The following is a 24818-nucleotide window of genomic DNA, read 5'->3' as shown; positions in this document are numbered from 1 at the left end:
ATATTCCATGCGATGATTCTTTTAGTTTGCGACTGTGGCCAGTATCGAAGGGACAGAGGTAGTCGAGGCGTGGCTTAGCTTGTCAAGTCTGGCCTGCCATGCCGAATTCTTGGCTTGTTGCGGGTCTTGCCGCTCAACTTCGGCAATTACCGCGGATGCCTCGTAATAACGTTGATTAGCAATCAAATAGTTCGCCAACTGGCCGGCGTAGCTCGGATCACTCTTTTCTAGGTCCAAGACCTTGCACCACTGGTTAGCGGCAAGTGGCAAATCGTTTAGCGCCAAGCTCGCTAGTTCGGCATATTGCGCATGTAGACTGACACGGCGAGGATTGCGCGTGATCGCGATGTCATAGGAGCGGCTTAACTGAGCAGCATCGATAGCAATTTGTCCGTGAATCCTGGCTTGTTGTAGATCAAACAAGGTACGGTAGTTGTCTGGTATCAGATGACCATCGCGTAATTTGCGTTCAAGGCTATCCCAAAAGAGTTTGGGATCGAGCTGCGGGTCAGGATGATTGGCGGCCTGGATCAACAGGCCTTCCTCCGGAAGAATTGAATCATTCGTTAGCGTTGCGCCGCGCCGCAGTTCCTGGATACCAAGAGAGTACAGCGGATTGCTCGGATTGTTTCCCGACATGGCGACGTAGCGCCTGGCCATATCTAACGCCGCGCGGGTAGATTGCGGATCCGTCTGGGCTAACGTTGTTGCCAACAGCAGCGGGCTCCCCCATGTCAGGGCGCGCAGTATTGTAAGGAACGCGAATGCAATAGTAGCGAGTATGCCAACGATGCCGGGAGCCATGGAGCGCGAGCGTTGGGTTAGCCATTGCAGTACATCGGCTATGGCGAGCAGTGGACCAAGCAGCGCAGGATAGTTACGGTGTTCGAACACCAACTCGAGGGGAACTGGGCTGCTGGTGAGAGCGTGCGCCACGAAAAACCAGCTGATACCCACCGTCAAGAGAGGACGCCGATGGCGAAATGCGACGGCGAGTATTAGTAATGTGAGTAGTAATAACCCACCCAACAAAGTGCTGATTGGATGCAGCCAGCCCGTAGAGGCTATGTAACTATCGTAATAAAAGTGTAGATGGTCGGGCAGTGGAAGCACAATCCAACTTAGGTAAAGCGGCAGCACGCGCAACTGAGTGAGCTCCCGCTGCCAAGCAGTATAGTCACGGCCCGCGTATGCTTGTGCGCTGGCGTAGTGAGGCAGTAGATAGAAGGCAAAGGCTGCCATTGCGAGTGCGCAGCCCACTATATAAAAAATTTTCCAAGCGCTCTGCACGGATGGGCGCGTCGCCGTGAACCTTAATACGGTCAGCTCCAGCAGGAGCGCATAGCCCGGAACCAAAACGGCGGTTTCCTTAGCCTCAAAGCCAATGACTGTCAGGAATAGACATAAAAGCAACCAGATGCTGCCGCGCTTGTTTTCCTGTTGGAGACGCCGAGCTCGCCAGTAAGCCAGCAGGGCCAGCAATACGAAGCCAAATCCCATCAGCTCCATACGCTGCACTACGTACATGACTGCCGACACCTGCAATGGGTGCATAGCCCATGCGGCGGCAACGCAAAGTGCCCAGCCTTCGAATCTGCTGTGACGTGTTGGCGGCGAGTCAGAACGAGTTGCGGTCCAGCACGCGATCAATAAGCGTGAGACTAATAAGTAGACAAGTACCGTATTAAAAAGATGAATGACGAGATTGGTCGCTTTGAATCCCCAGCTATCGCTGCCTAACGCATAGTTTAAGGCATAGCTAAATATCGCGAGCGGGCGCTGGATGTTGGTGTGCGACCAGGCCCAGACTTGCTGCCAGGCTGACCAATGCCAACTGGTAACATGGATAATTGGATTTTCGACGAAGATAAGATAATCGTCGAAAAGAAAGCCGCCAGAAAGTGCCGGAGCAAAGACCACTGAGGTTATCAATAAAACGATCGTCAGTCCTGCATATGCAGACCACGGGATATGGCGTTCAGTGGACGTGGACATTCTGCAAGGGCCTGAAAAAAATGACCAAAAAGAAGGTCGCCAATAGGCGACCCTCCATTGAAGCGAGAGCCAAGCGGCTATCAGGTGCCCGTGTTTGGACAGCTGGCCGGGGCGTACGTTACGCCCACATTCGTCGAGCAACTCCAAGAGCCGCTTCCGGTACGGGTCCAGATCACTTTGTCGCCGGTGATTTTGGCGTTCGCGTGGTGCGTGGTATCGGACGCCAGAGTTGCAGTAATGGTGCCATTTGCACCATCCGCCCAGACCGGATGGCCGCCCGACAACAGATCGGAAGAGCCACTGGTATCAACGCAGCTGGTGTTGGCGGTAAAGGTCGTGTAGCCATTGTTGAGGCAATCCTCAACCGCTACCTTCATATCGCCGGCCTCACCCATGGCACGGGTAACCTGCGAGCGGACCACGTAGGTCTGGTACTGCGGAATGGCAATAGCCGCCAGGATGGCGATGATCGCGACCACGATCATCAGTTCGATCAGGGTGAAGCCCTTTTGCACGCTCTTCATGATGGTTCCTCTGTTTAGGTCGAATGACCGTTTCTGACGCCCCCTGCGCCCCGCCCGGGTCCCCATTTGCGGGTCCGGTCCCCACACGAGGTCAGGAACAATCAGGAAGCTCTAGCTACGTTTAGCACTATATATGCCACCTCCACTGCCGTTAGTGGACTATTACTCTGGAGGTGTCGGGATTGTGCATGGGGTCGCACTAGTCAACAAGCGATGGACATGGTGAAACGATGAAAATGTGGACTTCGTCGGGTAGGAATGCAATGACTGGACGCGATGAGGCAAATAGTGACGTTATTGGTCACTGCTAAATGGGTCAGTCCTATCCTCCGCAGTTGGGGGGAAGTGCCTCGATGGGGACCTGGGTAGAGGTACAAGTCCAGTTTCCGTTCGCGTCACGCATCAGTTCGATTTGACCATTGGTGATTAACGCGGACTTAGTCAATTGGCAACTGATGCTGCCTACTCCATTGTTGAGCGCAGAGACGGAGATCTGAGAGCAGCGCGCGGTACTGGTTGGAAGTTCCAGGTTATTGACGTTTGCATAGGTATCGCTGTCCACCACGCCTGCATTTATCAATAGCTCGTAAGCGGTTCGCCCGGGCGTGATCTCAGCCAGGGCCGCCGTCACCTGCGAACGGGCGACATAAATCTGATACATCGGTATCGCAATCGCCGCCAGAATAGCGATGATCGCCACCACGATCATCAGTTCGATCAAGGTAAAGCCCGCGGATAGGCGTTGGCGCGACATTGGAATTTCCCCTCGGTAACACGTCTGCACGTCGCACGTTCTGTGCCAAGGCCTTCGGGCAAATGTGATCGATTGCGCTGTTCCTGCCATGGCTTGGTTTGGGCCTGTCTAATTGTGGAGCTTGCGTGAAACCGTGGCCCCGCTTACCGTCCGGAGCTTCCGGACAAAAAACCTCAAGGAGCTGCCATGAAACCCCTGCTTGCTGCGCTGTTGCTGGCGCTGGCGATACCTGCCGTGGCGACGGATGCGCCCCAGGGCGTGCCGGTCGAAAGCCGTTTTCCGCATCCTTTCAACGTGCGCGACCTGGTGATGCTGGAGCGCGTCAGCGATCCGCAGCTGTCGCCGGATGGCCATTACGCGGCTTTCAGTGTGCGCAGCACGGACTACGCGGCCAACAAGGGCGTCAATGCGCTTTACGTGCTGGAGCTGTCCCGCGCGGGAAGCCAGCCGGTGAAGCTGGCGGTCAAGGGGGCTTCGTCGCCGCGCTGGTCGGCGGATGGGCATAGTCTTTATTACATGGCGGCGGGCGATACCACGCAGCTATGGCGGCTGGATTTTCCGTCAGCCGACGGCGGGCTGGTGCTTCAGCCTGGTGCACCTGTGCAAGTCAGCCATGGCCCCCTGGATATCGAGGACTACAAGCTCTCGCCCGATGGCAAGAGCGTGCTGTTGTCCTACGCGGTATTCACCGATTGCCATGATCTGGCGTGCACCAGGGAGCGTCTGGACGGCCGCGCCAAGGACAAGGCCACCGGCACGCTTTACAGCAAGCTGTTCGTGCGTCACTGGGACACCTGGTCGGATGGCCGCCGTAACCAGCTTTATATCGCCCGTTTCGGTGCGGATGGCAGCTTGCCCGTCGAGCCTATCCTCTTGAGCCATGGCATCGACGGCGATGTTCCCAGCAAACCATTCGGCGACGAGAACGAATTCGCCTTCTCGCCTGATGGCCAGACGGTGTATTTCGATGCGCGCATCGCCGGCAGCAGCGAACCGTGGTCGACCAATTTCGATGTGTACAAAGTGGCCGCGGACGGTTCTTCCGCGCCGCAGAACCTGACTGCGGAAAACAAGGCGTGGGATGCCTATCCGGTGCCTTCGCCGGATGGCAAAACGCTTTACTACCTGGCGATGAAGACGCCGGCGTTCGAGGCGGATCGCTTTGCGATCATGGCCTTGAACCTGGCGACAGGCGCGAAGCGTGAAGTGGATCCGGCGTGGGATCGTTCGCCGGGCAGCATGCAGGTGAGCGCGGATGGCAAAACCTTGTTGGTAACCGCGGACGACCAGGGCCAGCATCCGCTGTTCGCCGTGGACGTGGCGAGCGGGAAGGTCGACAAGCTGGTCGGTGAGGGTTCGGTCGCGGCTTACACCCTGGCCGGCAAACATGTGCTGCTGGCGCGCGACGACCTGAAGCATCCCGCCGACCTCTACACCGTTAATCTGGACGGCCGCGATCTGAAGCAGGTGACGCATTTCAACCAGCAGCGCCTGAAGCCGGTGCGCATGGGCGACGTGCAGTTCTTCACCTTCAAGGGTTGGAACAACGAGACCGTGCAGGGTTATGTGGTCAAGCCGGCGGACTACCAATCCGGGCACAAGTATCCCGTCGCCTTCATCATCCATGGCGGCCCGCAGGGGGCGATGAACAACGATTGGAGCTATCGCTGGAATCCGCAGACTTACGCGGGGCAAGGCTTCGCCGTGGTCACCATCAATTTCCATGGTTCGACCGGATACGGCCAGGCTTTCACCGATGCCATCTCGGGCGATTGGGGCGGCAAGCCGCTGGATGATCTGAAGCTGGGCTGGCAGGCGGCGCTGGATAAATACAGCTTCCTGGACGGCAATCGCGCGTGCGCGCTCGGCGCCAGCTACGGTGGCTATATGACCTATTGGATCGCCGGCGTATGGAACAAGCCGTGGAAATGCCTGGTCGATCATGATGGCGTGTTCGATGCGCGGATGATGTATTACGCCACGGACGAACTGTGGTTCGAGGAGCATGAGAACGGCGGCGCGCAGTTCAACGTTCCGGAGAACTACGAGAAATTCAATCCCATCAACCACGTAAAGGATTGGCGCGTGCCGATGCTGGTTGTTCATTCGGGTGATGATTTCCGCATTCCCATTACGCAGGGCTTGGGTGCGTTTACGGCGCTGCAACGGCAGGGCATTCCCAGTGAATTCCTCACGTTCCCCGACGAGAACCACTGGGTGCTCAAGCCGCAGAACAGCGTGTTGTGGCACGAGACGGTGAATGCGTGGTTGAAGAAGTGGACGGCGGAAGGTACATCGTCGAACTCATATTGAGCCCGAACGCCTGTCGCTTTCGTTTATTGCGAAAGAAGGTTGACTTGCCAGCAATCAGGTCACCATGAGTTCCCTTGCTTGCGTAAAGCAGGGGAACTCGTCGGCGTTTTAGTCTGGGCAAAAAAATGGACGGCGCTACATGCTCAGTGAATATTAATCCGCTTGGAAAAGTTCAAAGGCAACCGAAGCTCAATTGAGTGGCTGCCTCAGGATGATCGCGGTGAATGGATCTGCTTCCGTTGTGCATTCACCCTATCTAACAAATTTCTTGACTGGGAATCGTCGGGCTTCAGCAAAATTGCCGCGCGGAGAACTTTCTCTGCATCATCTAGCTTATTCTCCAGTACCAGCATTCGAGCGGTCTGGAAGTAATAACGTAAGCTCCCCCAGTTCCTGGACATACAGAAAGTAGAACTTTCTGGCATCTTTTCCGCCAGGAGGTTCCATGAAGAAATCGAAATTCAGCGAGGCGCAGATCGTCTCGATTCTTAAGCAGGGTGATGCCGGTGTACCGGTAAAGGATTTGTGCCGGCAGGCGGGGATCAGTTCGGCGACGTACTACCAGTGGAAATCAAAGTACGGCGGCATGGACGCTTCTGACCTGAAGCGAGTCAAGGAGCTGGAAGCGGAGAACGCCAAGCTCAAGCGAATGTATGCCGAGCTGGCGCTGGACAATGCGGCGATGAAGGACCTGATTGCAAAAAAATTGTAGGGCCGGCGCAGAAGCGCGAAGCGGTGCGCTTCCTCGTCGAGGTGCATGCGCGTCCCTTGCGTCGGTCCTGCGACTGCGTCGGACTGTCCCGCGCGGCGTGGTACGCGCCACCCTTGGACTGGACGGTGCGGGACGCCGAGGTTATCGCGGCATTGGCCAAGTTGGTCGAGGCCAAGCCCAGCCGGGGCTTCGACAAGTGTCGCCAGATTCTTGAAAGAACCCATCCGCAATGGAATCACAAGCGCATTTACCGAGTGTACTGTGACATGAAACTCAACCTTCGCCGAGCCGCGAGGCGGCGCTTGCCCAAACGCGAACGTGTGCCTTTGTACGTGCCGGAGCACCCGGACATGGTGTGGTCGGCCGACTTCATGCTGGATGCCCTGATCTGCGGACGCCCATTGCGTACCTTCAACATCGTCGACGACTTTAATCGCGAGGCCGTGCATATCGAGATCGATACCTCGATCACGTCGGCACGCCTGGTGCGCATCTTCGAACGCATCGCTCAGGAGCGTGCGTTGCCCCAAGTGCTCCGAACGGATAACGGGCCGGAGTTCCTTGGCGAAGTGTTCACGCAATGGGCCAAGGCGCATGGCATGGCCATCCAGTACACCCAGCCGGGCAAGCCCAACCAGAACGCCTACATCGAACGATTCAACCGCACCTACCGCGAGGAGGTGCTCGATCAATATCTTTTCACCCGCCTCGACGACGTGCGCGAGGCTACGTGGCAGTTCCTGATCGACTACAACGAGCAACGCCCCCACGATGCACTCGGCGGTATGACCCCCGCCGAATATCGTGATCAATATGCCAAAAGCTCTACTTCTGAAATGTCCGCTTGACGGGGGAGCTTACGATAAGAATGCAGCATGTCGCCGAGGGCGAGAAGGGGGGAGTGCTCCAACTTCTTAAGTGCCTCGCTCGCACGCGGAATATCTCCATCGTCGATCGCTAGTTTGGCAATAAAAATCATACAGCTGGCGCAAGGGGCCGGGTCACTAAGGATCTCGCTCCCGAGTGCGTGAGCTGCATCATAGTTCCGATCACGAATGTACGCATGGAGTAAATTGCCTTTGGCTTGTGATGCATGAGGGTTTACCGTGTGCGCCCACTGCCAAAGGCTTATATCGTTCGCCCACATGGGAAGAATTACGCGAATATCTACTATAGAAAAGGAAAACCACAAGAAGGCCGCGCTGATGAATATTAGAAAGGCCAATCGTTTAAGTGTTTGTATCGATGGCGGAGAGGGGTGGCGCAATAGAACAAGCATGGGGCACGTAACTGCTAAGGCGACTGTTGCATATCGCTCATGATAGAGGCTAAGTTCAAACTGAACGGGTATTATATGTAGGACGGGTAATAGAGCGAAGGTCGCAGTCAAGATAATCAATCCAGCGGGATGGTTGTGTCTAACGGAGAAATAAGAACTTAAGATAAAAATGCCAATGGCGAATACCATCATGAGTAACGAATGCGAAGACAGTGCGGTAAATGCCGCAAGGTTAGCGGGATGAATCGGATTCATTCCGGAAATGGGCCATACGATAATTTTCAAATAATGTAAATAGACGAAACAAATTTCTTGCAGTCGAGCAACCAAGGGCAGAGGAGGGGCTTCAAATCCGCTCGTTACCGTGCCTAGCGCCCAGTGGCGGAAGACTAGATAGGCGCCGCCGGCTAAAAGCATTCCCGCATAAATCAACCAGTTCCGGCAAAGCATGCTGCGCACAGCAGCAAAGAAATTTGCTTCTTGGACTCTGGCGAAAAACGCCCAATCGAATGCAATTATGAGTAAGGGAAACGAGATGGCGGATTCTTTGGAGCAGGCGGCCAGAAAGAAAATTATAGAAAGGGCGGCTGCGCGAGGAATGTTGCGCCGAATTGATATGTTTGCAATTAACCCTAACAGCGTTAGCATGGTGAGGATGAGGTCGAACTGACATCCGATCCAGGCGACGGGCTCTATAAGGGCAGGATGAAGGCCATAAAGTGCCATACAAGACGGAACTGCCCAGGCTGCTCTTCTGGCATCACTTCCTGAGACTTTGGCCAAGCGCCATGCCAGCACACCTACGAGTGTAGTGTTGACTATATGGATTCCCAATGAGACAGCGTGCATAGGTCCTGGCGTACTTTCAAATAATCGCACTTGCAGCGTAAAAAATGCTACAACCAAAGGTCTGAAATAAAATGTCCAAGAATTGAAATCACGGAAGATGTAATGCGTCCATTGGCTCCCTTGAGTTAACCAAGGCGTATCGTGAAAGGATGCCCAGTCGTCCCAAATGAAATCTGCATGGATTACCGGCCAATATATTATACTGACAAGAATAAGAATAATGGAACCAAATAGATAAGTAAGCCCTTTTGATGATCTCTCTTCCGTGGTTGGGGAATTTGCAATATTTGCATTATTCATTATTTGATTTACTCTGTGTAACGAAAAAATATCCACAATTTTAGCTCTTCAAAAATGTGTGATTTATTTGGCGCGCATCCAGTTGTTTTTCCTATTTGTGGATGCATCCAAATTATCAGAGCCATTTGGCTCGCTTCAATGCCAGATAGATGCTTCCAACTAGCGCCGCCACCACGGCCGTAATGACCGGATAAGCCCACGGTTTAGTCAGCTCGGGCATATGCGTGAAATTCATCCCATACCAGCTGGTGATCAAGGTTGGGGCGGCGAGCATGGCAGCCCATCCGGCGAGCTTTTTCATCACTTCGTTCTGGCCGAAGGTCACCAGCGACAGGTTGACGTTGATGGCGGCGGCGAGCATTTCGCGCATGGCGCTGATCGATTCGTTGACGCGGAATACGTGGTCGTAGACGTCGCGGAAGTAGACGCGCAGCTCGTCGGGAATCAGTTCCGGATGCAGGCGCACCAGCTGGTTGATGACATCCTGCATGGGGGCGACGGCGAGCCGCAAGGTCATCAGATCGCGTTGCATGTCATAAAGCCGGCGCACCGTGCCGCGATTGAAGGTGTCGGCAAAGATATCGTTTTCCAGCGTCTGCAGCTCTTCGCGGAATTCGCGCACGATCGGCAGCAGGTTGTCGACGATGTAGTCGAGCACCGCATACAGGCCATAGCTTGGTCCGCGCGCCAGCAGTTCGGGCGACTTTTCGCAAGCTTGGCGTGCGGGAGTGTACGAGAGCGAGGCGCCATGCCGCACCGTAATCAGGTAGCGCTTGCCAAGAAAGATGTGGGTTTCGCCGAAAGCGATGTTGCCACCGATCAATTGCGCGGTTTGCACCACGATAAATAGTGAATTGCCGTAGGTTTCGACCTTGGTGCGCTGGTGTGCTTGTTGCGCGTCTTCGATAGCCAGGTCGTGCAGGTCGAATTCTTCCTGCAACTGCATCAACAATGCTTCATCGGGTTCGTGCAACCCAACCCATACAAATGTGTCCGGCTGTTGCAACGCATCGCTGATAGAAGCGATGTCGATGTCTTTCAGGCGCGTGCCATCGTTTCGATAGGCTACGCAATTGACAACCATTCCTGTGGCGGGCGCGTGGCCGGTTGAGTTTGAGGGGCTGGGCGTTGTCATGGCCGGATCATGCCGCGTTTGCCGTGCAGCGAGCAATTGGGCCAGTTCGAGACTGTGCCAGGCCCCGCACGCGGCACCCGCGGACGTGGTTACTATGGCGTCACGTGCAGGGCGCATTGCAACCAGGGGGAATCGTGGGATGGAGGGCAACAACGACTATCGCCTTGGCTATCGAAGTGACATAGAAGGACTTCGAGCCATTGCCATCCTGCTGGTCGTCGGCGTCCATGCGGGAGTGCCCTGGCTTGGTGGCGGCTTTATTGGCGTCGATATTTTTTTCGTGCTTTCGGGATTCTTGATCACCGGCCTGCTGGTCCAGGAAATTGCCCGGACTGGGACCTTGCGATTTGCCGATTTCTACTTGCGGCGTCTTCGTCGCTTGCTGCCCGCTTTGATCGTGATGTTGCTCGGCAGTGCCCTGGTTGCATCCATCCTGCTTGCGCCGGGAGAGCAGGCGGCGCAGGCCATAGCCGGCGCGACCGCCGCCGCCTGGTGCAGCAATGTCCATTTTGCTTTCCAGCGACTGGATTACTTTGCGGCGGGGGCGGAAACCAACCTCTACCTGCATACGTGGTCGCTGGGTGTCGAGGAACAGTTTTATCTGATCTGGCCGGCGCTGGTTTATCTGCTGATCCGACGAAGAGGTGCTACTTCGGGTTTTGCGCGGCTTCGCCTGGGTTTGCTCGCCGTAGTCGTGATCAGCTTGGTTGCCAGTGTGTTGGCAACCGCTTTCCCCAATTCGCCTTTTACATGATGCCTTTGCGGGCGTGGCAATTTGGCATGGGCGCGCTGGTATGGCTGGCGTCTCGGCATGAATCCGGCATCCTGCACGTGCTGATGCGAGGAAAGCTGGCAAGCGCCGCGGGCTGGCTGGGCCTGGCATCGCTGCTGGGGGCGGGTTTGCTATTAAGTGCGAATAAGCCGTACCCCGGATTCTTTGCCCTTATTCCCACTTGTGCTGCGGCGCTCGTCATTGCATCGGGTAGCTGCGCAAGCAAGGCGACCGTGCAGCGTGTTTTGTCGTGGCGGCCATTGCAGGGTATCGGCCGTGTTTCTTATTCCTGGTATCTCTGGCATTGGCCGGTACTTTTGCTTGGCCCCGCATTGACAGGATCGAATGCTCCGGTATACCGCGGCATCTACGTAGCCATGTCACTGCTGCTCGCTTTTATCTCGTATCGATTCGTCGAATCTCCCATTCGGCAACAACGTTGGTGGCTGGCTCGTCCGCGTGTTGGGTATTACACCGCATTTGCGCTTGTCATCTTGTCCGTTCTTGGTTTTCTGCAATGGTCAGTGGGTGCTGACAAGGCGGCGAGCAGTCCTGCGCAAATGCGCATTGCCTTTTCGCACGGCGACACGCCGGCGATCTATCCAATGGGTTGCGACGATTGGTACCTGAGCGATCGCGTCAGGCCATGTGTTTTTGGAGACAGGCATGCGGCGCACACGGCGCTGTTGCTGGGTGACAGCATCGCTGGACAGTGGTTTCCCGCGGTCGCCAGGATTTTTAATCGACCGGGCTGGCGCTTGGTCGTGCTGACCAAGTCATCGTGTCCGATGGTCGATCAGTCCTTTTTCTATGCGCGGATCGGTCGCGTTTATAGCGAGTGCGCCAACTGGCGAAAGGCTGTCTTGCAGGATATGGCGCAACTGAAGCCCGATATGGTGTTGATGAGTTCATCGTCCACCGCGACTTTCACGCAAAAGGAATGGGAAAAGGGTTCGGCCAGCGTGTTGCGGCCGATCAGTGAGGCCGCGGCCCATGTCTATGTGCTGCGCTCGACACCCCATTTGCCCTTTGATGGCCCTGATTGCCTGGCTGGGTATGCCGGCAGGCCCAGTTGGTTGCTGGGGAAGCGAACGTGCAACGCCTCCGCCGCGGATGATCATGCGGACCTTGTCTACGCATCCATCCAACAAGCTGCCCGTCAATTTGGAAATGTAGAAACGTTGGATCTGGACGATCGGGTATGCCCGAACGATAAGTGTCATGCGGAGCTGGATGGCACGATTGTCTTCCGCGATTCGCAGCATATGACGGCCACCTTCGCCGCTTCGCTGGCGCCGGCATTGGCTGCCCGGTTGCGGCTCGACCATGACGCGGGCATCGCCAAGCAGCCAACGCCTGGCATGCCGAGTCAATGACGCGATGCTTTGCGAATGGTCCAGGCCAACGCCAGCCAGCAAGGCAGGGCAAACAGAATCCATGGCTGGTTCTGCTGCACGATGCCGGGTAGCGCGTGCAGGCCTATGGAAATAAGCAGGGCGACCAGCTGAAGCAGTAGTACGCCATTGGCGAAAGGTGACAGACCCATGCCGTGGCGCGCTCGCCACACCGGCCGCAACAACACGAAGGCCAGTGGATTGAACAGCAGCAGATTGGCGTTGGCCCAGGCGGAATGGTGGGCGGTCAACGTCCACAGGGCGAGCATCAGTAAGCCGGCGATACCGGCCATTAACAGGAACAGGTTGCCGAGCAGGGCGTAGAGCAGCGAGACCTGGCGCCAGGCGACCACCAATAACGCAGCGAACAACAGGCCGGCGATGCCTAGCGGAATGCGCAGGTCCGGCGCGGTGGCCGGCGGTACCGCGAGATGATTCGGTGATAGCAGCTGTTCGCTTTGAACGAGCGGCTGCGCGCCGCCGTGACTATCCGCAACAGTTATGTTGCGCAGGTTTTTCTGCAGTTCGTCCGGCAGGAAGCTTTCCTGCCATGCATTGAGCGGCTGGTCGGCGTAAGGGCCAAGGCCAAGGTCGAGGGTCAGCATCAGCCACGGCTGCGCGCTCATCAGGCGCACGGTTTGCTGGCGATAGGTCATGCCGCCGGGCAACGTGGTGAGCCGCGCCTTGATGATGCCGCCGAGGGCGCGGTCCAGCGCATCGCGCACGCGAGTGGTGCAGTTGTCGACGTAATAGTCGTAGTTGTAGCCGGCGTTTTCGGGGCGCAGATTCCAGAACAGGAAGTCGCGCAGGGCGGCGGCTTGCTGCGGCGTCAGGGCGAGGCGCTGCTGGGTGATGGAGCGGCCGGCTTGCCGATAAAAGGCTTCTTCGTCGGTGGTGGCTTCGGCGTCGATCAGGTAATGCATGCGGCCGCGCGCAAAGTTGAGGAAGAAGTTCTTCTCTTCGAAATTGAATACGCCGTAGTTGAAGTTCACCTCTTCTCCGCTGGCGGTATCGCGCAGTTCGATGGCGTCGTGGCCGAAGCGTTCCCAGTAGATATCGCCGGGACCGTAGGTGACCAGGGAGATTTCGAGGTTGGCTCCGGGGGCGTCGACGACATCGGCGTGCGCCGTGAGGCAAGCGCTGCACAGGAACAATACAAGGGTCAGCAGCAGGCGGCCGGCAAGCTTCATGGGAGAACCGTTGAGAGGAAAGTGGGTAGCTTATCGGGAAGTTTCGGTGCGCTGTGGATAGGCAGGTTGTGAGTTCTATGCTCTTCCGGAGAGGCGCGGCTTTCAGTTCCACCTTCTTCTTGCGTGGAGAGGTTTGGCTTTTCCTCCTCTCCCCTCGTGCATGTGTGCTGCCTTTCTTCCTCTCCCTGTGGGGAGAGGATCGAGGTGAGGGGGCAATCTAGCGAAGATGTTGAATAAAAATCCGCTTCGAGGATGAGTTCAATGCAAGAGCCGCCCCTCACCCCAACCCTCGAAGGGGAGAGGGAGCCCATCGCGCAAGTACACCGCTTTCTTTCTCTCCCCACGTGCAAGTGTGCTGCCTTTCTTCCTCTCCCCTGCGGGGAGAGGGCTTTTGGCGAGAGGCTTGGCAGCGCAGCAGGGCTAGCGGCGGACGACCCGAAATTGCTGCACGCGGCGGTCGTCGGCCTGGGTGACGTGGAATTCGAAATCACCGATGGCGATCTGCTCGCCCACTTCCGGCAGGTGGCCGAGTTCGGAGGTAGCCATGCCGCCGATGGTGTCGAATTCTTCGTCGGAGAAGGCGGCGCCGATCTCGGCGTTGAAATCGGCGATCGGGGTGAGTGCATCCACGATCCATTCGCCCTCGGACTGCGCGTGCATCCGGTCGGGCGCTTCTTCGTCGTCATGCTCGTCGTCGATTTCGCCGACGATTTCTTCCAGCACGTCTTCGATGGTGATCAGGCCGGCGACGCCGCCGTACTCGTCCACCACCAGCGCCATGTGATTGCGGCTGCGGCGAAATTCCGCCAGCAGCACATTCAGGCGCATCGATTCGGGGATCAGCACGGCCGGGCGCAGGATCGCGCGCAGGTCGAAATCGTGGCCGTTGCCGAAGTACTTCAGCAGGTCCTTGGCCAGCAGGATGCCGAGGATGTCGTCCTTGTCCTCGCCATGCACGGGGAAGCGGGAATGCCCGGATTCCACTACGGCGGCCAGTATCTCGGGGAGCGGCGAATCGACGTCGATCATTACGATCTGTACGCGGGGCACCATCACGTCGTCGACGTTCAGTTCGGTGACTCGCAGCGCGCCTTCCAGCATGGGAAGGGTGTCGGCGCTAAGCAGGCCGTTGGCCTGGGCGGTGCGCAACTCGTCGATCAGTTCTTCGCGGTTGCGGGGTTCGCCGGAAAACAGGTGGCCCAGTCGATCCCACCAGGTGCGGTGGGCCGGGCCGCTGGTACTGCCAGGGTCCTCGTTCATTACGCTTGCGGATGCTGCCCAGGATCGGGCGGAAGAGCGAGTCTAGCGGAAATATCGTGACAATTCAGGGAGCAAGGCGCTGTCCGGGGGCGGCGGTTGTCCGTGCAAGCGGGGCTCGCCGGTCGGCCTGGATGGTGGCGGTTATCCGGCATCTGGGCGGCTGCGCAGGTTGGCGGGCCGGTGCCGGCGCCGTGGCCTTTGGCTAGTGCGTGCGAAGGATGGGCTGGCCGGTGAAGGGATTCCAGCCCTCGGCCGCCAGCGCCGTCCAGGCGGTCGCGCCCAGATGCGGCAGGTGATAGTAGAAAAAATCGGCGTAGGTCGAGGTGGGGCCGATCGCGAAATCGGTGCTGATGCGGGCCTGTGGAGTGGCGTAGAGCATGCCGTCGCCGCTGCGCTGGGCGGCGAGCAGCCGCCACAGCGTAGCGGGGACCGGTTTGCCGCTGGCCTGCAGGGCGGCGGCAACCTGTGCGCTGCCTTCGGTCCAGATGCCATCGGGATGGCGGCGATAACCGTAGCCGTCGCCGCTGCGGTGCTGCGTGTCGACCCATGTCCACACGTCGTTCCATGGCGCCGGATGCGGCTGGAAGGCAAGCAGCGGCCACACTTGCGCATCCAGCCCGGATTTGTCGCGGGACAGCGTCTTGCCGTCGTCGAGCGTGCCGACCAGGAAGCGATGCTGCGTGTTGTCCCACATGGCGTCGACGAAGCGGCCGGCCAGCCTGGCCTGCTGTGCAAGGGTCGCGTCGCCGCTGGCGCGCGCGGCCCAGGTGGCGGCCGCATAGACGTCGATATGGTGTTCGGTGGCTTTCCAGTGCTGCGCGCGCTGGGCATTGTCGTAGCCGAAGAAGCCGCCCTCGTAGCCAGCCGGCGCGGCTGTGCCGGCCACATGCGTCTGGATCCAATGCAATTGCGCGATGGCGCCGTCCAGATAGCGCCGGTCATGCGTGTTGTCGTACACGGTCAGCAGTAACAACGCAGCCCAGGCCACGTTGCCGGTGGCTGTGCCGACCTGGTATGGGTCCTGACTCCAGTAACTGCCATGGCTTTGCCAATAGCCGGGAAGCTCGACCTTGTTGCCTTCGATGGCGCCGCTGCGATAGGCGTTGCGCAAGCGCCCGTCCTTGAAGCTGGGATCGCGTGCGGCGGCGAGCAGCAAGGCATCGGCGATGCGCCGGGCCTGCGCCGGTTGTCCGCAGGCGGTGAGCGCGATGCCGGCCAGGGCGTTGTCGTAGACGAAGGCCACGTTTTCCAGCGCGCGGGTGGCGTCGTCGCCGTGCTTCAAGCTGGGATAACTCGCCAGCAACATCGGGCCTGCGCCAGGTATCGCAGCGGCGGCCGAGCGCAGCGCTGTGCAACTGCTATCGGCCAGCTGCTGCTGGACGACGTCGGCGGCGCAGGCGAACGTCGATATCATCATCGCGAAGAGCAGGCAGGCGCAGGCGACGACCTGCTTTCGCATCGCTTTGGCCTGAGAGGCGTTCGGCGACAGATATGGACGTCTAAACGTCATGGTCGATGGCATAGGGATCGTGGATGCCGAGCTTGGCGAGGATACGGGTTTCCAGGGTTTCCATCGCTTCCGCTTCGGCGTCCGCCAGGTGATCGTAGCCCAGCAAATGCAGCACGCCGTGCACGGTCATGTGCGCCCAATGGTCGCGCGCCGGTTTGCCTTGCTCGGCCGCTTCGCGTTGGACGACGGGCGCGCAGATGGCAAGGTCGCCGATCAGCGGCAGCGCCATGCCGGGCGGCAGCTCGGCGGGAAACGACAATACGTTCGTGGCGTAATCCTTGCCGCGGTAATCGCGGTTGAGGCGGCGTCCTTCGCGCGTGCCGACGATGCGAATCGCCAGTTCGGTGGCTTTGCGCCGCCTGGCGCCGGCAAGTGCGGCGTCCACCCAGCGCCGGAAACTCGCTGGAGCAGGCACGCCTGCGCGCGGGAGGCCAAAGCTCAGGTGCACGATCGAACCGGGCGGTGGTTGGCCTGCCATCGATCAGTTTCCGCGCATCGGCTTGTCCACGCGGCCTTTGCCCGATGGCTCGGTATCCGCCTGTTCGAAGGCCTCATACGCCCGCACGATCTTCGCCACCAGCGGATGGCGCACCACATCGCGCGAGGTGAAGAACGTAAAGCTGATGCCGTCCACGCCGCGCAGCACTTCCACCGCATGGCGCAAGCCCGAACGGATGTGGCGCGGCAGGTCGATCTGGCTGACATCGCCGGTGATCACCGCCACCGAGCCGAAGCCGATGCGGGTGAGGAACATCTTCATCTGCTCGACGGTAGTGTTCTGCGCTTCGTCGAGGATCACGTAGGAATCGTTGAGGGTGCGGCCGCGCATATACGCCAGCGGGGCGATCTCGATCACGTTGCGTTCGATCAGCTTGGCGACTTTCTCGAAGCCGAGCATTTCATAGAGCGCGTCGTACAGCGGACGCAGGTAGGGATCGACTTTTTGCGACAGGTCGCCCGGCAGAAAACCGAGCTTCTCGCCGGCCTCGACCGCCGGACGCACCAACAGCAGGCGCTGCACGCGATTGGCTTCCAGCGCCTCCACGGCGCTGGCGACAGCGAGGTACGTCTTGCCGGTGCCGGCCGGGCCTACGCCGAAATTGATGTCGTGTGTGGTGATCGCATGCAGGTAGCGCGCCTGGTTGGGGCCGCGTCCCTTGATCACGCCGCGCTTCACCTTGATCGTCACTTCCTGCGCGCCTTCGGCGGCTTCCTCGGTGATCGCGTCGATCCCGGATTCGGCCAGGTGCAGGTTGATCCTGGCGCCGCTGAGCGCTTCGCTTTCGGTGGCGGCATACAGCGCCTTCAATACTTTTTCGCCGGCGCGCGTGGCGCCTTCTTCGCCGATCACCTGGAACAGGTTGCCGCGGTGGTCGATCTCCACGCCCAGGCGCAGTTCCACCTGGCGCAGGTGTTCGTCGAACGGACCGCACAGGTTGGCAAGCCGGGCGTTATCTTCCGGGTCGAGGGCGAAGTCGCGTTGGTTCAGGCCGTTGGTCATGAGTGGTGTCGAGCATGGCAGGATGGCGCTGGGGCCATTTGATTGAAGGGGCGCCGTGGCCGGGCAAATCGAACAGGCCACGGTTGACGTAGTAGTTGTTGCGGCCTGTGCGCGATTTTTCCAGTACGCCATCGACGGCCGGCAGTCGCAGCGGACGCATCATCACAGTTGTACCTGATGAAGGAGCGCTTTCTCGATATCCCGATGCGCTGCCACCGTTGCCATGGGCACCTTGCCGGGAGATGGATGGAGTTTGAAAATCCGATGCATTTGAGGGCTGGCGCCGGAATCCGGCGGCGCGCCGTGGGCCGGTCGGCTGCTCAGGCAGCCTGGCTGTCCGCGCCATGGATCCGGCCGCGCAGTGAGTTGCTCATGGCCTCGGTGATCAGCACGTCGATGAACTGGCCGATCAGCCGCGCGGGGCCGGGGAAGTTCACGTAGCGCATGTTCTCGCTGCGGCCGGTCAGCTCGTTCGGGTTTTTCTTGCTGGGTTTTTCCACCAGCACCCGCTGCACGGTGCCGACCATCGCCTCGTTGATCTTCCTGGCGTTGTCGTTAAGCACCGACTGCAGGCGCGCCAGGCGCGCGCTTTTTACCGATGCCGGCGTGTCGTCGGCGAGGTTCGCCGCCGGCGTGCCGGGGCGGGAGGAAAAGATGAAGGAGAAGCTTTGGTCGAAGCCGACGTCGTCGATCAGCTTCATGGTCTTTTCGAAATCCTCGTCCGTTTCGCCGGGGAAGCCCACGATGAAATCCGAGGAGATGCAGATATCCGGGCGCACCGCGCGCAGCTTGCGGATCTTCTGCTTGAATTCCAGCGCCGTGTAGCCGCGCTTCATCGCGGTGAGGATGCGGTCCGAGCCGGCTTGCACCGGCAGGTGCAGGAAGTTGGCCAGCTGCGGCACGTTGGCGTAGGCCTCGATCAGCGAATCGGAAAACTCCAGCGGATGCGAGGTGGTGAAGCGGATGCGGCCGATGCCGTCGAGCTGCGCGATGGCATGGATCAGCACGGCCAGGTCCGCGCTGCCGCCATCGTGCGTGGGGCCACGGTAAGCGTTGACGTTCTGGCCGAGCAGGATCACTTCGCGCACGCCCTGGTCGGCCAGTTGCGCCACTTCCACGATCACGTCGTCGAACGGGCGGCTGATTTCCTCGCCGCGGGTGTAGGGCACCACGCAGTAAGAGCAGTACTTGGAGCAGCCTTCCATGATCGAGACGAAGGCGGTGGGGCCTTCGGCGCGCGGCTCGGGCAGGCGGTCGAATTTCTCGATCTCGGGAAAGCTGATATCGACCTGCGGCTTGCCGGTGGCGCGCTTGGCCTCGATCAGCGCGGGCAGGCGGTGCAGGGTTTGCGGACCGAATACCAGGTCCACGTAAGGGGCGCGCTTGATGATCGCCTCGCCTTCCTGCGACGCCACGCAGCCGCCGACGCCGATCAGCACGGGCTTGCCGCCCTGCTTGTGTTCCTTCCAGCGGCCGAGCTGGCTGAAGACCTTTTCCTGCGCCTTTTCGCGGATCGAGCAGGTGTTGATCAGGATCACGTCCGCTTCCGTCTCGTCCTGGGTCAATTCCAGGCCGTGCGACGCTTTCAGCACGTCGGCCATCTTGGCCGAGTCGTACTCGTTCATCTGGCAACCGTGGGTCTTGATGAAAAGCTTGCCGCTCATGGCGTTCGGTACCGTGGAATCGAAGGGCGCGACGTCGGAAGGTGCATGCTGCTTGCGTCGAACCGCGTATTTTACTAGCCCGGTGCCCGGGCCGCCACTGACAATAAAGACAGATCAAGCACTTGCGAACCCGCTCTGGCGCACGAAATCGGCAAGGCGGGCTTGGCCTGGGGCGGCGGCGGGGGCAAACTGCCGGCATGCCCGTCGCCGAGTGCCAAAGGGGAGGCGTCGGTCCCCAGGCAGCCTGCCTCCCCATGTTGTGGATGACCCTGCTGCAGGTCGCGCTGGTTTGCGGCTGCGTGCTGGCCGCGCTTGGCGCCAGGCCTGCGCATGCCGCCACGCTCTTCCGTTGCGCGGGTTCGCAGGGCGAGATCGTTTTCACCGGGACGGCGGCGGGTTATCGCGACTGCAAGCCATTGGGTTCGTTCGCCCCGGCCGCAGTGCATGCCGCGCCGAAGCGATCGGCATCGAGCCAGGTCAGCTCCCTGGCCTGGGTTACCGGCTGGGCGGAAACCAGCGCCGAACCGATCGCGCCGATGGTCGCATCGCTGGACCGCGTCGAAGGCGAGGTGCAGACCACCGCACAGGTGGCGCCCAAGCCCGCTCCCTTCACCGGCAAGCCGGGGCAGTGGACGTACAGCGAAGCGCGAGGAGAAGGAATAACGGCGGCGCTACCTTCGGCCGACGCGACCGATTCGCCGGACAACCGCGTCCTGCGCGGCGCCGTCTACCGGGTCGTGCGTCGCGATGGCAGCGTGGAATACACCAATATTCCCCCGGGGGGAACACAGGCGCGCAACGTCACCCGGCTCTTCAGCTATATCGCCACGTGCATGGCGTGCAACCTGCACTCGCCGATCAACTGGGGCACCGTGCACCTGGACCTGACCGACTACGCCGCGGCGATCCACGATGCGAGCCTGGAGTCGGGCGTGGATGAAGCGCTGCTGCGCGCCATCATCCATGCGGAGAGCGCTTTCAATCCGCGCGCGATGTCGCTCAAGGGGGCGCAGGGCCTGATGCAGCTGATGCCGGGCACCGCCAATGACATGGGCGTGCTCGATGCGTTCGACCCCACCCAGAACATTCGCGGCGGTGCACGCTACCTCCAACTGTTGCTGAAGAATTTCAATGGCGACGCCCGGCTGGCCGCTGCCGCGTACAACGCCGGGCCGGCAGCGGTACAGCACTACAACGGCGTGCCGCCGTTCGCGGAAACGCAGGTTTACGTGCAGCGCGTAGGGGAATTGTTGAAGCGCTATACGAAGGCATTGCATCCGCCGCTGGATGCGAGCCTTTAAGGATGCTTGCTTTTCTAGCGCAAGCGTCGGCGGCGATGCCGCTCGCGAAACACATCGAAGCGGGCGCCTGTGCCTGGGCGCCGGGTTGTCCTTTGGCAACCCATCTTTACTGATCAGCCCACGATATCGCTGCCGCTGCTCGATGCGGAGGCCGCGGTAGGCGTTTGCGGCGGGCGCTGGATCACGTTGACCAGCACATGGAAGGGCACGCCGTTGCGCAGCCCGGAAACTTCGACGCGACTGCCGGGCTTGAGCGCCGCCTCGCGCCGGCTGAGGTCGGCCGGATCGCGGATGTTGTCCTCGCCCAGGCGCAGCAGGATGTCGTGTGGCTGGATGCCGGCCGCCGCGGCCGGGCCGCCGGTATAGACGTCGGTGACTTGCGCGCCCCGCGCCGCCGCGGCCGGCAGGCCGCTGTCGGCCGCGATCGGCACGAAGCCGTAGTTCGCGCCGAGCCAGCCGCGCACCACGTGGCCGGTTGCGATTAATTGTCGCAGGACGTTGGTGGCCGTATCGACCGGGATAGCGAAACCGATACCCTCGGCATTGGCGGCCTTGCCGATCAGCAGGGTGTTGATGCCGACCAGGTCGCCGTTGCTGTTGACCAGCGCGCCGCCGGAATTGCCGAGGTTGATGGCGGCATCGGTCTGGATGAAATCTTCCGGGCTGCTGTTGCTCAGCTGTCGGCCGATGGCGCTGATGATGCCCATCGTCACCGTTTGATTGAGGTTGAGTGGATTGCCGATGGCCAGCACGACATCACCTACGCGAAGACGTTTCGGATCGGCCATCTGGATCACCGGCAGGTTGCCGGCGTCGAGGATCTTCAGCACGGCAAGGTCGGTTTCCTCGTCCGCGCCGACCAGCCTGGCCTTGGCGACACGTCCGTCGTACAGCAGCACTTGTATGTCATCGGCATTGGCGATCACATGGTTATTGGTCAATACATAGCCATTCGCGCTGACGATCACGCCCGAGCCCAGGTTTTGTTCGCGCCGCTTGACGGTGCCCATCGGCGTGCCGCCGAACAACTGCTGCATCAGCGGGTCGGTGAACATGCGCACGGCTTGTTCGGTGACCACTTTGTTTGCGTAGATATTGACCACCGACGGCGCGGCTTTGGTCACGGCATCCGCGTAGGAGGCCGGCGCGCCGGTGGAAGAGGGCGCCGTCTGCGTGGTCACCTGTGCCACGCTGGTGGAAGCGGCGGGCATCGATTGCAGGCCGAAGCGCGTGCGCAAGCGATCGCCGACTCCCGGCCAAACCAGACTGATCACGAACGCTATCGCCAGGCCCAATACGACGAATCGGGCAATAAAGGCGACGATGCCGGCGGCATGCTTCATGTCGTAATGCAATCCGTGGAATCGATGCGTGGAGTGTGGCGGAGCGACGTGACCGCCTGTGCGGTTTTATTGTAGGGTTCTTGACCTGAGGCTAGACTAACGCGATTTTTGTAGGTAACGCGATTTTTGCAGGGGCACGATCCTGGGGCGGTCGGCGAAGCGCAATCTTTTTCGTCCACGGCGGCAGAATCTGGTTTCTGCATTCTCAATGGCATGCAATACCGGAGAGCCTGATGGCGAACGAAGTCGTCGATCAAGGCCGCCGCCGCTTTCTCACCACGACCACGGCTGTGGTTGGGGGAGTCGGCGTAGTGGCGGCAGCTGTGCCCTTCATCAAATCATGGGAACCCAGTGCAAGAGCCAAGGCGGCCGGCGCTCCCGTTACGCAATCACTGAAGAAGATCGAACCCGGCCAGCAGTTGATCGTGGCCTGGCGCAGCCTTCCGGTATTCATCGTCAATCGCACGCCGGCGCAACTTGCCGCGTTGCCCAACCAGGATCCTCGCCTGGTCGATCCGAAATCCGATGGTGCCTCGGCCGACCAGCAGCCGAAATACGCGCAGAACGAAACACGTTCGATCAAGCCCGAGTGGCTGGTGATGGTCGGCATCTGCACGCATCTGGGCTGCGTGCCCAATTTCGTGGGCGAGATGAAGCCCGAGCCGTTCGACCCGAACTGGCAGGGCGGCTATTACTGTCCCTGCCACCACTCGCGCTACGACATGGCCGGGCGCGTGTATCAGGGCGTGCCGGCACCGAAGAACATGGTGATCCCGCCGTATCACTTCGTCGATGACAGCACGGTGCAGATCGGCGTCGATCCGCAGGGGGCAGCGTAATGGCGAACGTCTTCTCGACTATCGGCGACTGGGTCAGCGAGCGCGCCCCCGGCTTGATGCCGGTGTATCGCAAGCATATGACCGAGTACTACGCGCCGAAGAATTTCAATCTTTGGTATTACTTCGGTTCGCTTGCCTTGCTGGTGCTGGTCAACCAGATCGTCACCGGCATCTTCCTCACCATGAACTACGACCCGAGCGCGGCCGGCGCCTTCGACTCGGTGCAGTACATCATGCGCGACGTGGAATGGGGCTGGCTGATCCGCTACATGCACACCACCGGAGCGTCGCTGTTCTTCGTGGTGGTCTACCTGCACATGTTCCGCGGCATCATGTACGGCTCGTACCAGAAGCCGCGCGAGCTGGTGTGGCTGCTCGGCATGCTGATCTTCCTGGTGCTGATGGCCGAAGCCTTCATGGGCTACGTGCTGCCGTGGGGCAACATGTCGTTCTGGGGCGCCAAGGTGATCGTTTCGCTGTTCGGCACGATTCCGGTGATCGGCAAGGATCTGGTCGAGTGGATCATGGGTGACTTCCTGCCTGCCGATGCCACCCTCAACCGTTTCTTCGCCCTGCACGTGATCGCGCTGCCGCTGGTATTGCTGCTGCTGGTGGTGCTGCATCTGGCGGCGCTGCACGAGGTGGGCTCCAACAACCCGGACGGCGTGGACGTCAAGCATGGGCCGAAGGGGAATCGCTGGGATCCGACCAAGCCGGCCGACGGCATTCCGTTCCACCCGTATTACACGGTGAAGGATCTGGTCGGCGTCGGGCTGTTCCTGGCCATTGCCGCCTTCATCATCTTCTTCCAGCCGACCTTCGGCGGCTGGTTCCTCGAGCACGACAACTCGATCGCGGCGAACAATCTGGTCACGCCCGCGCAGATCAAGCCGGTGTGGTACTTCACGGCGTTCTACGCGATCGTGCGCATGATCCCTTCCGCCCTGGGTACCGCGGTATGGGGCGTGCTGGGCATGTTCGGCTCGATCGCGCTGCTGTTCGCGATGCCGTGGATCGACGGCGGCAAGGTCCGGTCGGTGCGCTATCGCGGCACGGGCTACAAGGTGGCGCTGACGCTGTTCGTGCTGGCGTTCCTGGGCCTGGTGATGATCGGCACGGACTTTACCGACGAACTCTTTCCCCAGCTGTTCGGCAGCGATATCGACATCACTGCCTGGGATAACGTGTTCGGTCGCGTGATGACGCTGATCTACTTCGGCTTCTTCGTGTTCCTGTGGTTCTACACGCATCTTGGCTGGGAAAAGACCAAGCCGGTTCCGGAACGGGTGACGACGCATGACTAAGCGCTACATTTCCATCATGGCGCTGGCACTTGGCCTGCTGCTCGGGGCCGCCACGGCAGTCGCCGACGAGGGTCCGGAACTGCCGTCGGCCGGTACCAATATCCGCGATACGGCTTCGTTGCAACGCGGCGCCCACCTGTTCTTCAACTACTGCGTGGGTTGCCATTCGCTCAAGTACATGCGCTACGAGCGCATCGCGGACGACCTCGGCCTGACCGAGGACGATGTGATGAAGAACTTCAACTTCACCGGCGCCAAGTTCGGCGATCCGGTGATCTCGCACATGCCGCCGGACGATGCGCCGAAGTTCTTCGGCAAGGCGCCGCCGGACCTGTCGCTGGAAGTCAGCGCCAAGGGTGCCGATTGGGTGTTCGCGTACCTCAACTCGTTCTACCTCGATCCCAAGAGCCCGATCGGCTGGAACAACACCATCCTGCCGAATGCCGCCATGCCGTTCCCCTTGTGGGAGCTGCAGGGCGAGCAGGTGCCGGTGATGAAACAGGTCAAGCCGGGCGAAGATCCGCAGATCGAAAAACTGACGCTGGCGCATCCGGGCAAGCTCACGCCCGAGCAGTACCAGCAAGCGGCCCGCGACGTTACCAATTTCCTTGATTACGTATCGGAGCCGGCTGCCTTGCAGCGGCGCCACTACGGCATCTGGGTGGTGCTGTTCCTGCTCGGTTTCACCTTCCTGGCCTATTTGCTCAAGAAGGAATACTGGAAGGACGTGCATTGACCGGGTGAGGTAAGGCTCGCCACGAACCGGCGCTGCCATGCTCCGGTTCGTGGTCCGGTGTCGGCCTTGCGTCGGTTCGCAGGGGCGTCCTGATAGAAAGGACTTGTGGCCGCAGGGCACAAAAAGCCATCCTTGCGCCCATC

General features: G+C 59.9%; 20 protein-coding genes. 8 read left to right on the top strand and 12 right to left on the bottom strand.

Annotated elements, in window-relative coordinates; translation table 11 throughout:
* Positions 1-21: 21 nt before the first annotated feature.
* The 3 genes from ISP15_RS15245 to ISP15_RS15235 all read right to left on the bottom strand — a co-directional run bounded on the left by ISP15_RS15245 (position 22) and on the right by ISP15_RS15235 (position 3273).
* A complete protein-coding gene (locus ISP15_RS15245) occupies positions 22-1995 on the bottom strand; it encodes a tetratricopeptide repeat protein (protein WP_404548511.1) in 1974 nt (657 codons plus the stop codon).
* An 80-nt stretch (positions 1996-2075) separates the two neighbouring features.
* Complete coding sequence (locus tag ISP15_RS15240; protein ID WP_404548510.1) at positions 2076-2519, bottom strand: pilin; 444 nt, start codon at positions 2517-2519, stop codon at positions 2076-2078.
* A 322-nt stretch (positions 2520-2841) separates the two neighbouring features.
* Positions 2842-3273 carry a pilin gene (locus ISP15_RS15235; protein WP_404548509.1) on the bottom strand — a complete coding sequence of 144 codons (432 nt, stop codon included), beginning with the start codon at positions 3271-3273 and terminating at the stop codon, positions 2842-2844.
* A gap of 186 nt (positions 3274-3459) precedes the next feature.
* Here ISP15_RS15235 and ISP15_RS15230 point away from each other — a divergent pair, with 186 nt between their 5' ends.
* Positions 3460-5586: a prolyl oligopeptidase family serine peptidase gene (locus tag ISP15_RS15230; protein ID WP_404548507.1), complete on the top strand. Its 2127-nt coding sequence runs from the start codon at positions 3460-3462 to the stop codon at positions 5584-5586.
* 445 nt (positions 5587-6031) lie between these two features.
* Positions 6032-7146 (top strand): IS3 family transposase gene (locus ISP15_RS15225; RefSeq protein WP_404548506.1). Its coding sequence is split into 2 segments (ribosomal slippage): positions 6032-6284 and positions 6284-7146, totalling 1116 coding nucleotides; the frame shifts between segments, so codons are not numbered across the junction.
* Here the strand turns inward: ISP15_RS15225 and ISP15_RS15220 are convergent.
* Positions 7107-8726: a tetratricopeptide repeat protein gene (locus tag ISP15_RS15220; protein ID WP_404548505.1), complete on the bottom strand. Its 1620-nt coding sequence runs from the start codon at positions 8724-8726 to the stop codon at positions 7107-7109. The genes ISP15_RS15225 and ISP15_RS15220 overlap by 40 nt on opposite strands.
* Positions 8727-8841: 115 nt before the next feature.
* Entirely contained in the window at positions 8842-9861 is a 1020-nt protein-coding gene (corA, locus tag ISP15_RS15215; protein ID WP_404548504.1) for a magnesium/cobalt transporter CorA, read from the bottom strand.
* A gap of 139 nt (positions 9862-10000) precedes the next feature.
* Between corA and ISP15_RS15210 the strand changes: the two genes are divergently transcribed.
* Positions 10001-10615 (top strand): acyltransferase family protein, encoded by a 615-nt coding sequence (locus ISP15_RS15210; RefSeq protein WP_404548503.1) that lies wholly within the window; start codon positions 10001-10003, stop codon positions 10613-10615.
* 26 nt (positions 10616-10641) lie between these two features.
* On the top strand, positions 10642-12009 hold the full coding sequence (locus tag ISP15_RS15205; RefSeq protein WP_404548502.1) for an acyltransferase family protein: 1368 nt from the start codon (positions 10642-10644) through the stop codon (positions 12007-12009).
* Here ISP15_RS15205 and ISP15_RS15200 read toward each other — a convergent pair.
* The 6 genes from ISP15_RS15200 to miaB form a co-directional block, all read right to left on the bottom strand.
* Positions 12003-13217, bottom strand: coding sequence for a lipoprotein N-acyltransferase Lnb domain-containing protein (locus tag ISP15_RS15200; RefSeq protein WP_404548501.1), 1215 nt, complete (start codon positions 13215-13217; stop codon positions 12003-12005). The genes ISP15_RS15205 and ISP15_RS15200 overlap by 7 nt on opposite strands.
* A gap of 420 nt (positions 13218-13637) precedes the next feature.
* Entirely contained in the window at positions 13638-14477 is an 840-nt protein-coding gene (locus ISP15_RS15195; protein WP_404548500.1) for an HlyC/CorC family transporter, read from the bottom strand.
* Positions 14478-14679: 202 nt separating this feature from the next.
* Positions 14680-15936 (bottom strand): hypothetical protein, encoded by a 1257-nt coding sequence (locus ISP15_RS15190; RefSeq protein WP_404548499.1) that lies wholly within the window; start codon positions 15934-15936, stop codon positions 14680-14682.
* Between the two features lie 40 nt (positions 15937-15976).
* Complete coding sequence (gene ybeY, locus ISP15_RS15185; protein ID WP_404548497.1) at positions 15977-16465, bottom strand: rRNA maturation RNase YbeY; 489 nt, start codon at positions 16463-16465, stop codon at positions 15977-15979.
* Between the two features lie 3 nt (positions 16466-16468).
* Entirely contained in the window at positions 16469-17488 is a 1020-nt protein-coding gene (locus tag ISP15_RS15180; protein ID WP_404548496.1) for a PhoH family protein, read from the bottom strand.
* 320 nt (positions 17489-17808) lie between these two features.
* The gene (gene miaB / locus ISP15_RS15175; RefSeq protein ID WP_404548495.1) at positions 17809-19152 is read right to left on the bottom strand and encodes a tRNA (N6-isopentenyl adenosine(37)-C2)-methylthiotransferase MiaB; all 1344 of its coding nucleotides are present in this window, start codon (positions 19150-19152) and stop codon (positions 17809-17811) included.
* Positions 19153-19406: 254 nt separating this feature from the next.
* Between miaB and ISP15_RS15170 the strand changes: the two genes are divergently transcribed.
* Positions 19407-20453, top strand: coding sequence for a lytic transglycosylase domain-containing protein (locus ISP15_RS15170; protein WP_404548493.1), 1047 nt, complete (start codon positions 19407-19409; stop codon positions 20451-20453).
* Positions 20454-20566: 113 nt separating this feature from the next.
* Here the strand turns inward: ISP15_RS15170 and ISP15_RS15165 are convergent, their stop codons facing one another.
* On the bottom strand, positions 20567-21796 hold the full coding sequence (locus ISP15_RS15165) for a S1C family serine protease (RefSeq protein WP_404548491.1): 1230 nt from the start codon (positions 21794-21796) through the stop codon (positions 20567-20569).
* A gap of 233 nt (positions 21797-22029) precedes the next feature.
* On the opposite strand from ISP15_RS15165, the gene petA reads away from it, so the two are divergent.
* The 3 genes from petA to ISP15_RS15150 are packed head-to-tail and all read left to right on the top strand — an operon-like array spanning position 22030 to position 24675.
* Entirely contained in the window at positions 22030-22635 is a 606-nt protein-coding gene (petA, locus tag ISP15_RS15160; RefSeq protein WP_404548489.1) for a ubiquinol-cytochrome c reductase iron-sulfur subunit, read from the top strand.
* The gene (locus tag ISP15_RS15155; RefSeq protein WP_404548487.1) at positions 22635-23939 is read left to right on the top strand and encodes a cytochrome b; all 1305 of its coding nucleotides are present in this window, start codon (positions 22635-22637) and stop codon (positions 23937-23939) included. The genes petA and ISP15_RS15155 overlap by 1 nt, the downstream gene beginning before the upstream one ends.
* Complete coding sequence (locus ISP15_RS15150) at positions 23932-24675, top strand: cytochrome c1 (protein WP_404548485.1); 744 nt, start codon at positions 23932-23934, stop codon at positions 24673-24675. Before ISP15_RS15155 ends, ISP15_RS15150 begins: the two co-directional genes overlap by 8 nt.
* Positions 24676-24818 lie beyond the last annotated feature (143 nt).

The sequence above is a fragment of the Dyella jejuensis genome (assembly GCF_044904675.1).
In the GTDB taxonomy this organism is placed as follows: domain Bacteria; phylum Pseudomonadota; class Gammaproteobacteria; order Xanthomonadales; family Rhodanobacteraceae; genus Dyella_B; species Dyella_B jejuensis.
Note: the sequence above shows the minus strand (reverse complement) of the source record. Positions and strands in the feature narration are given on the sequence as shown.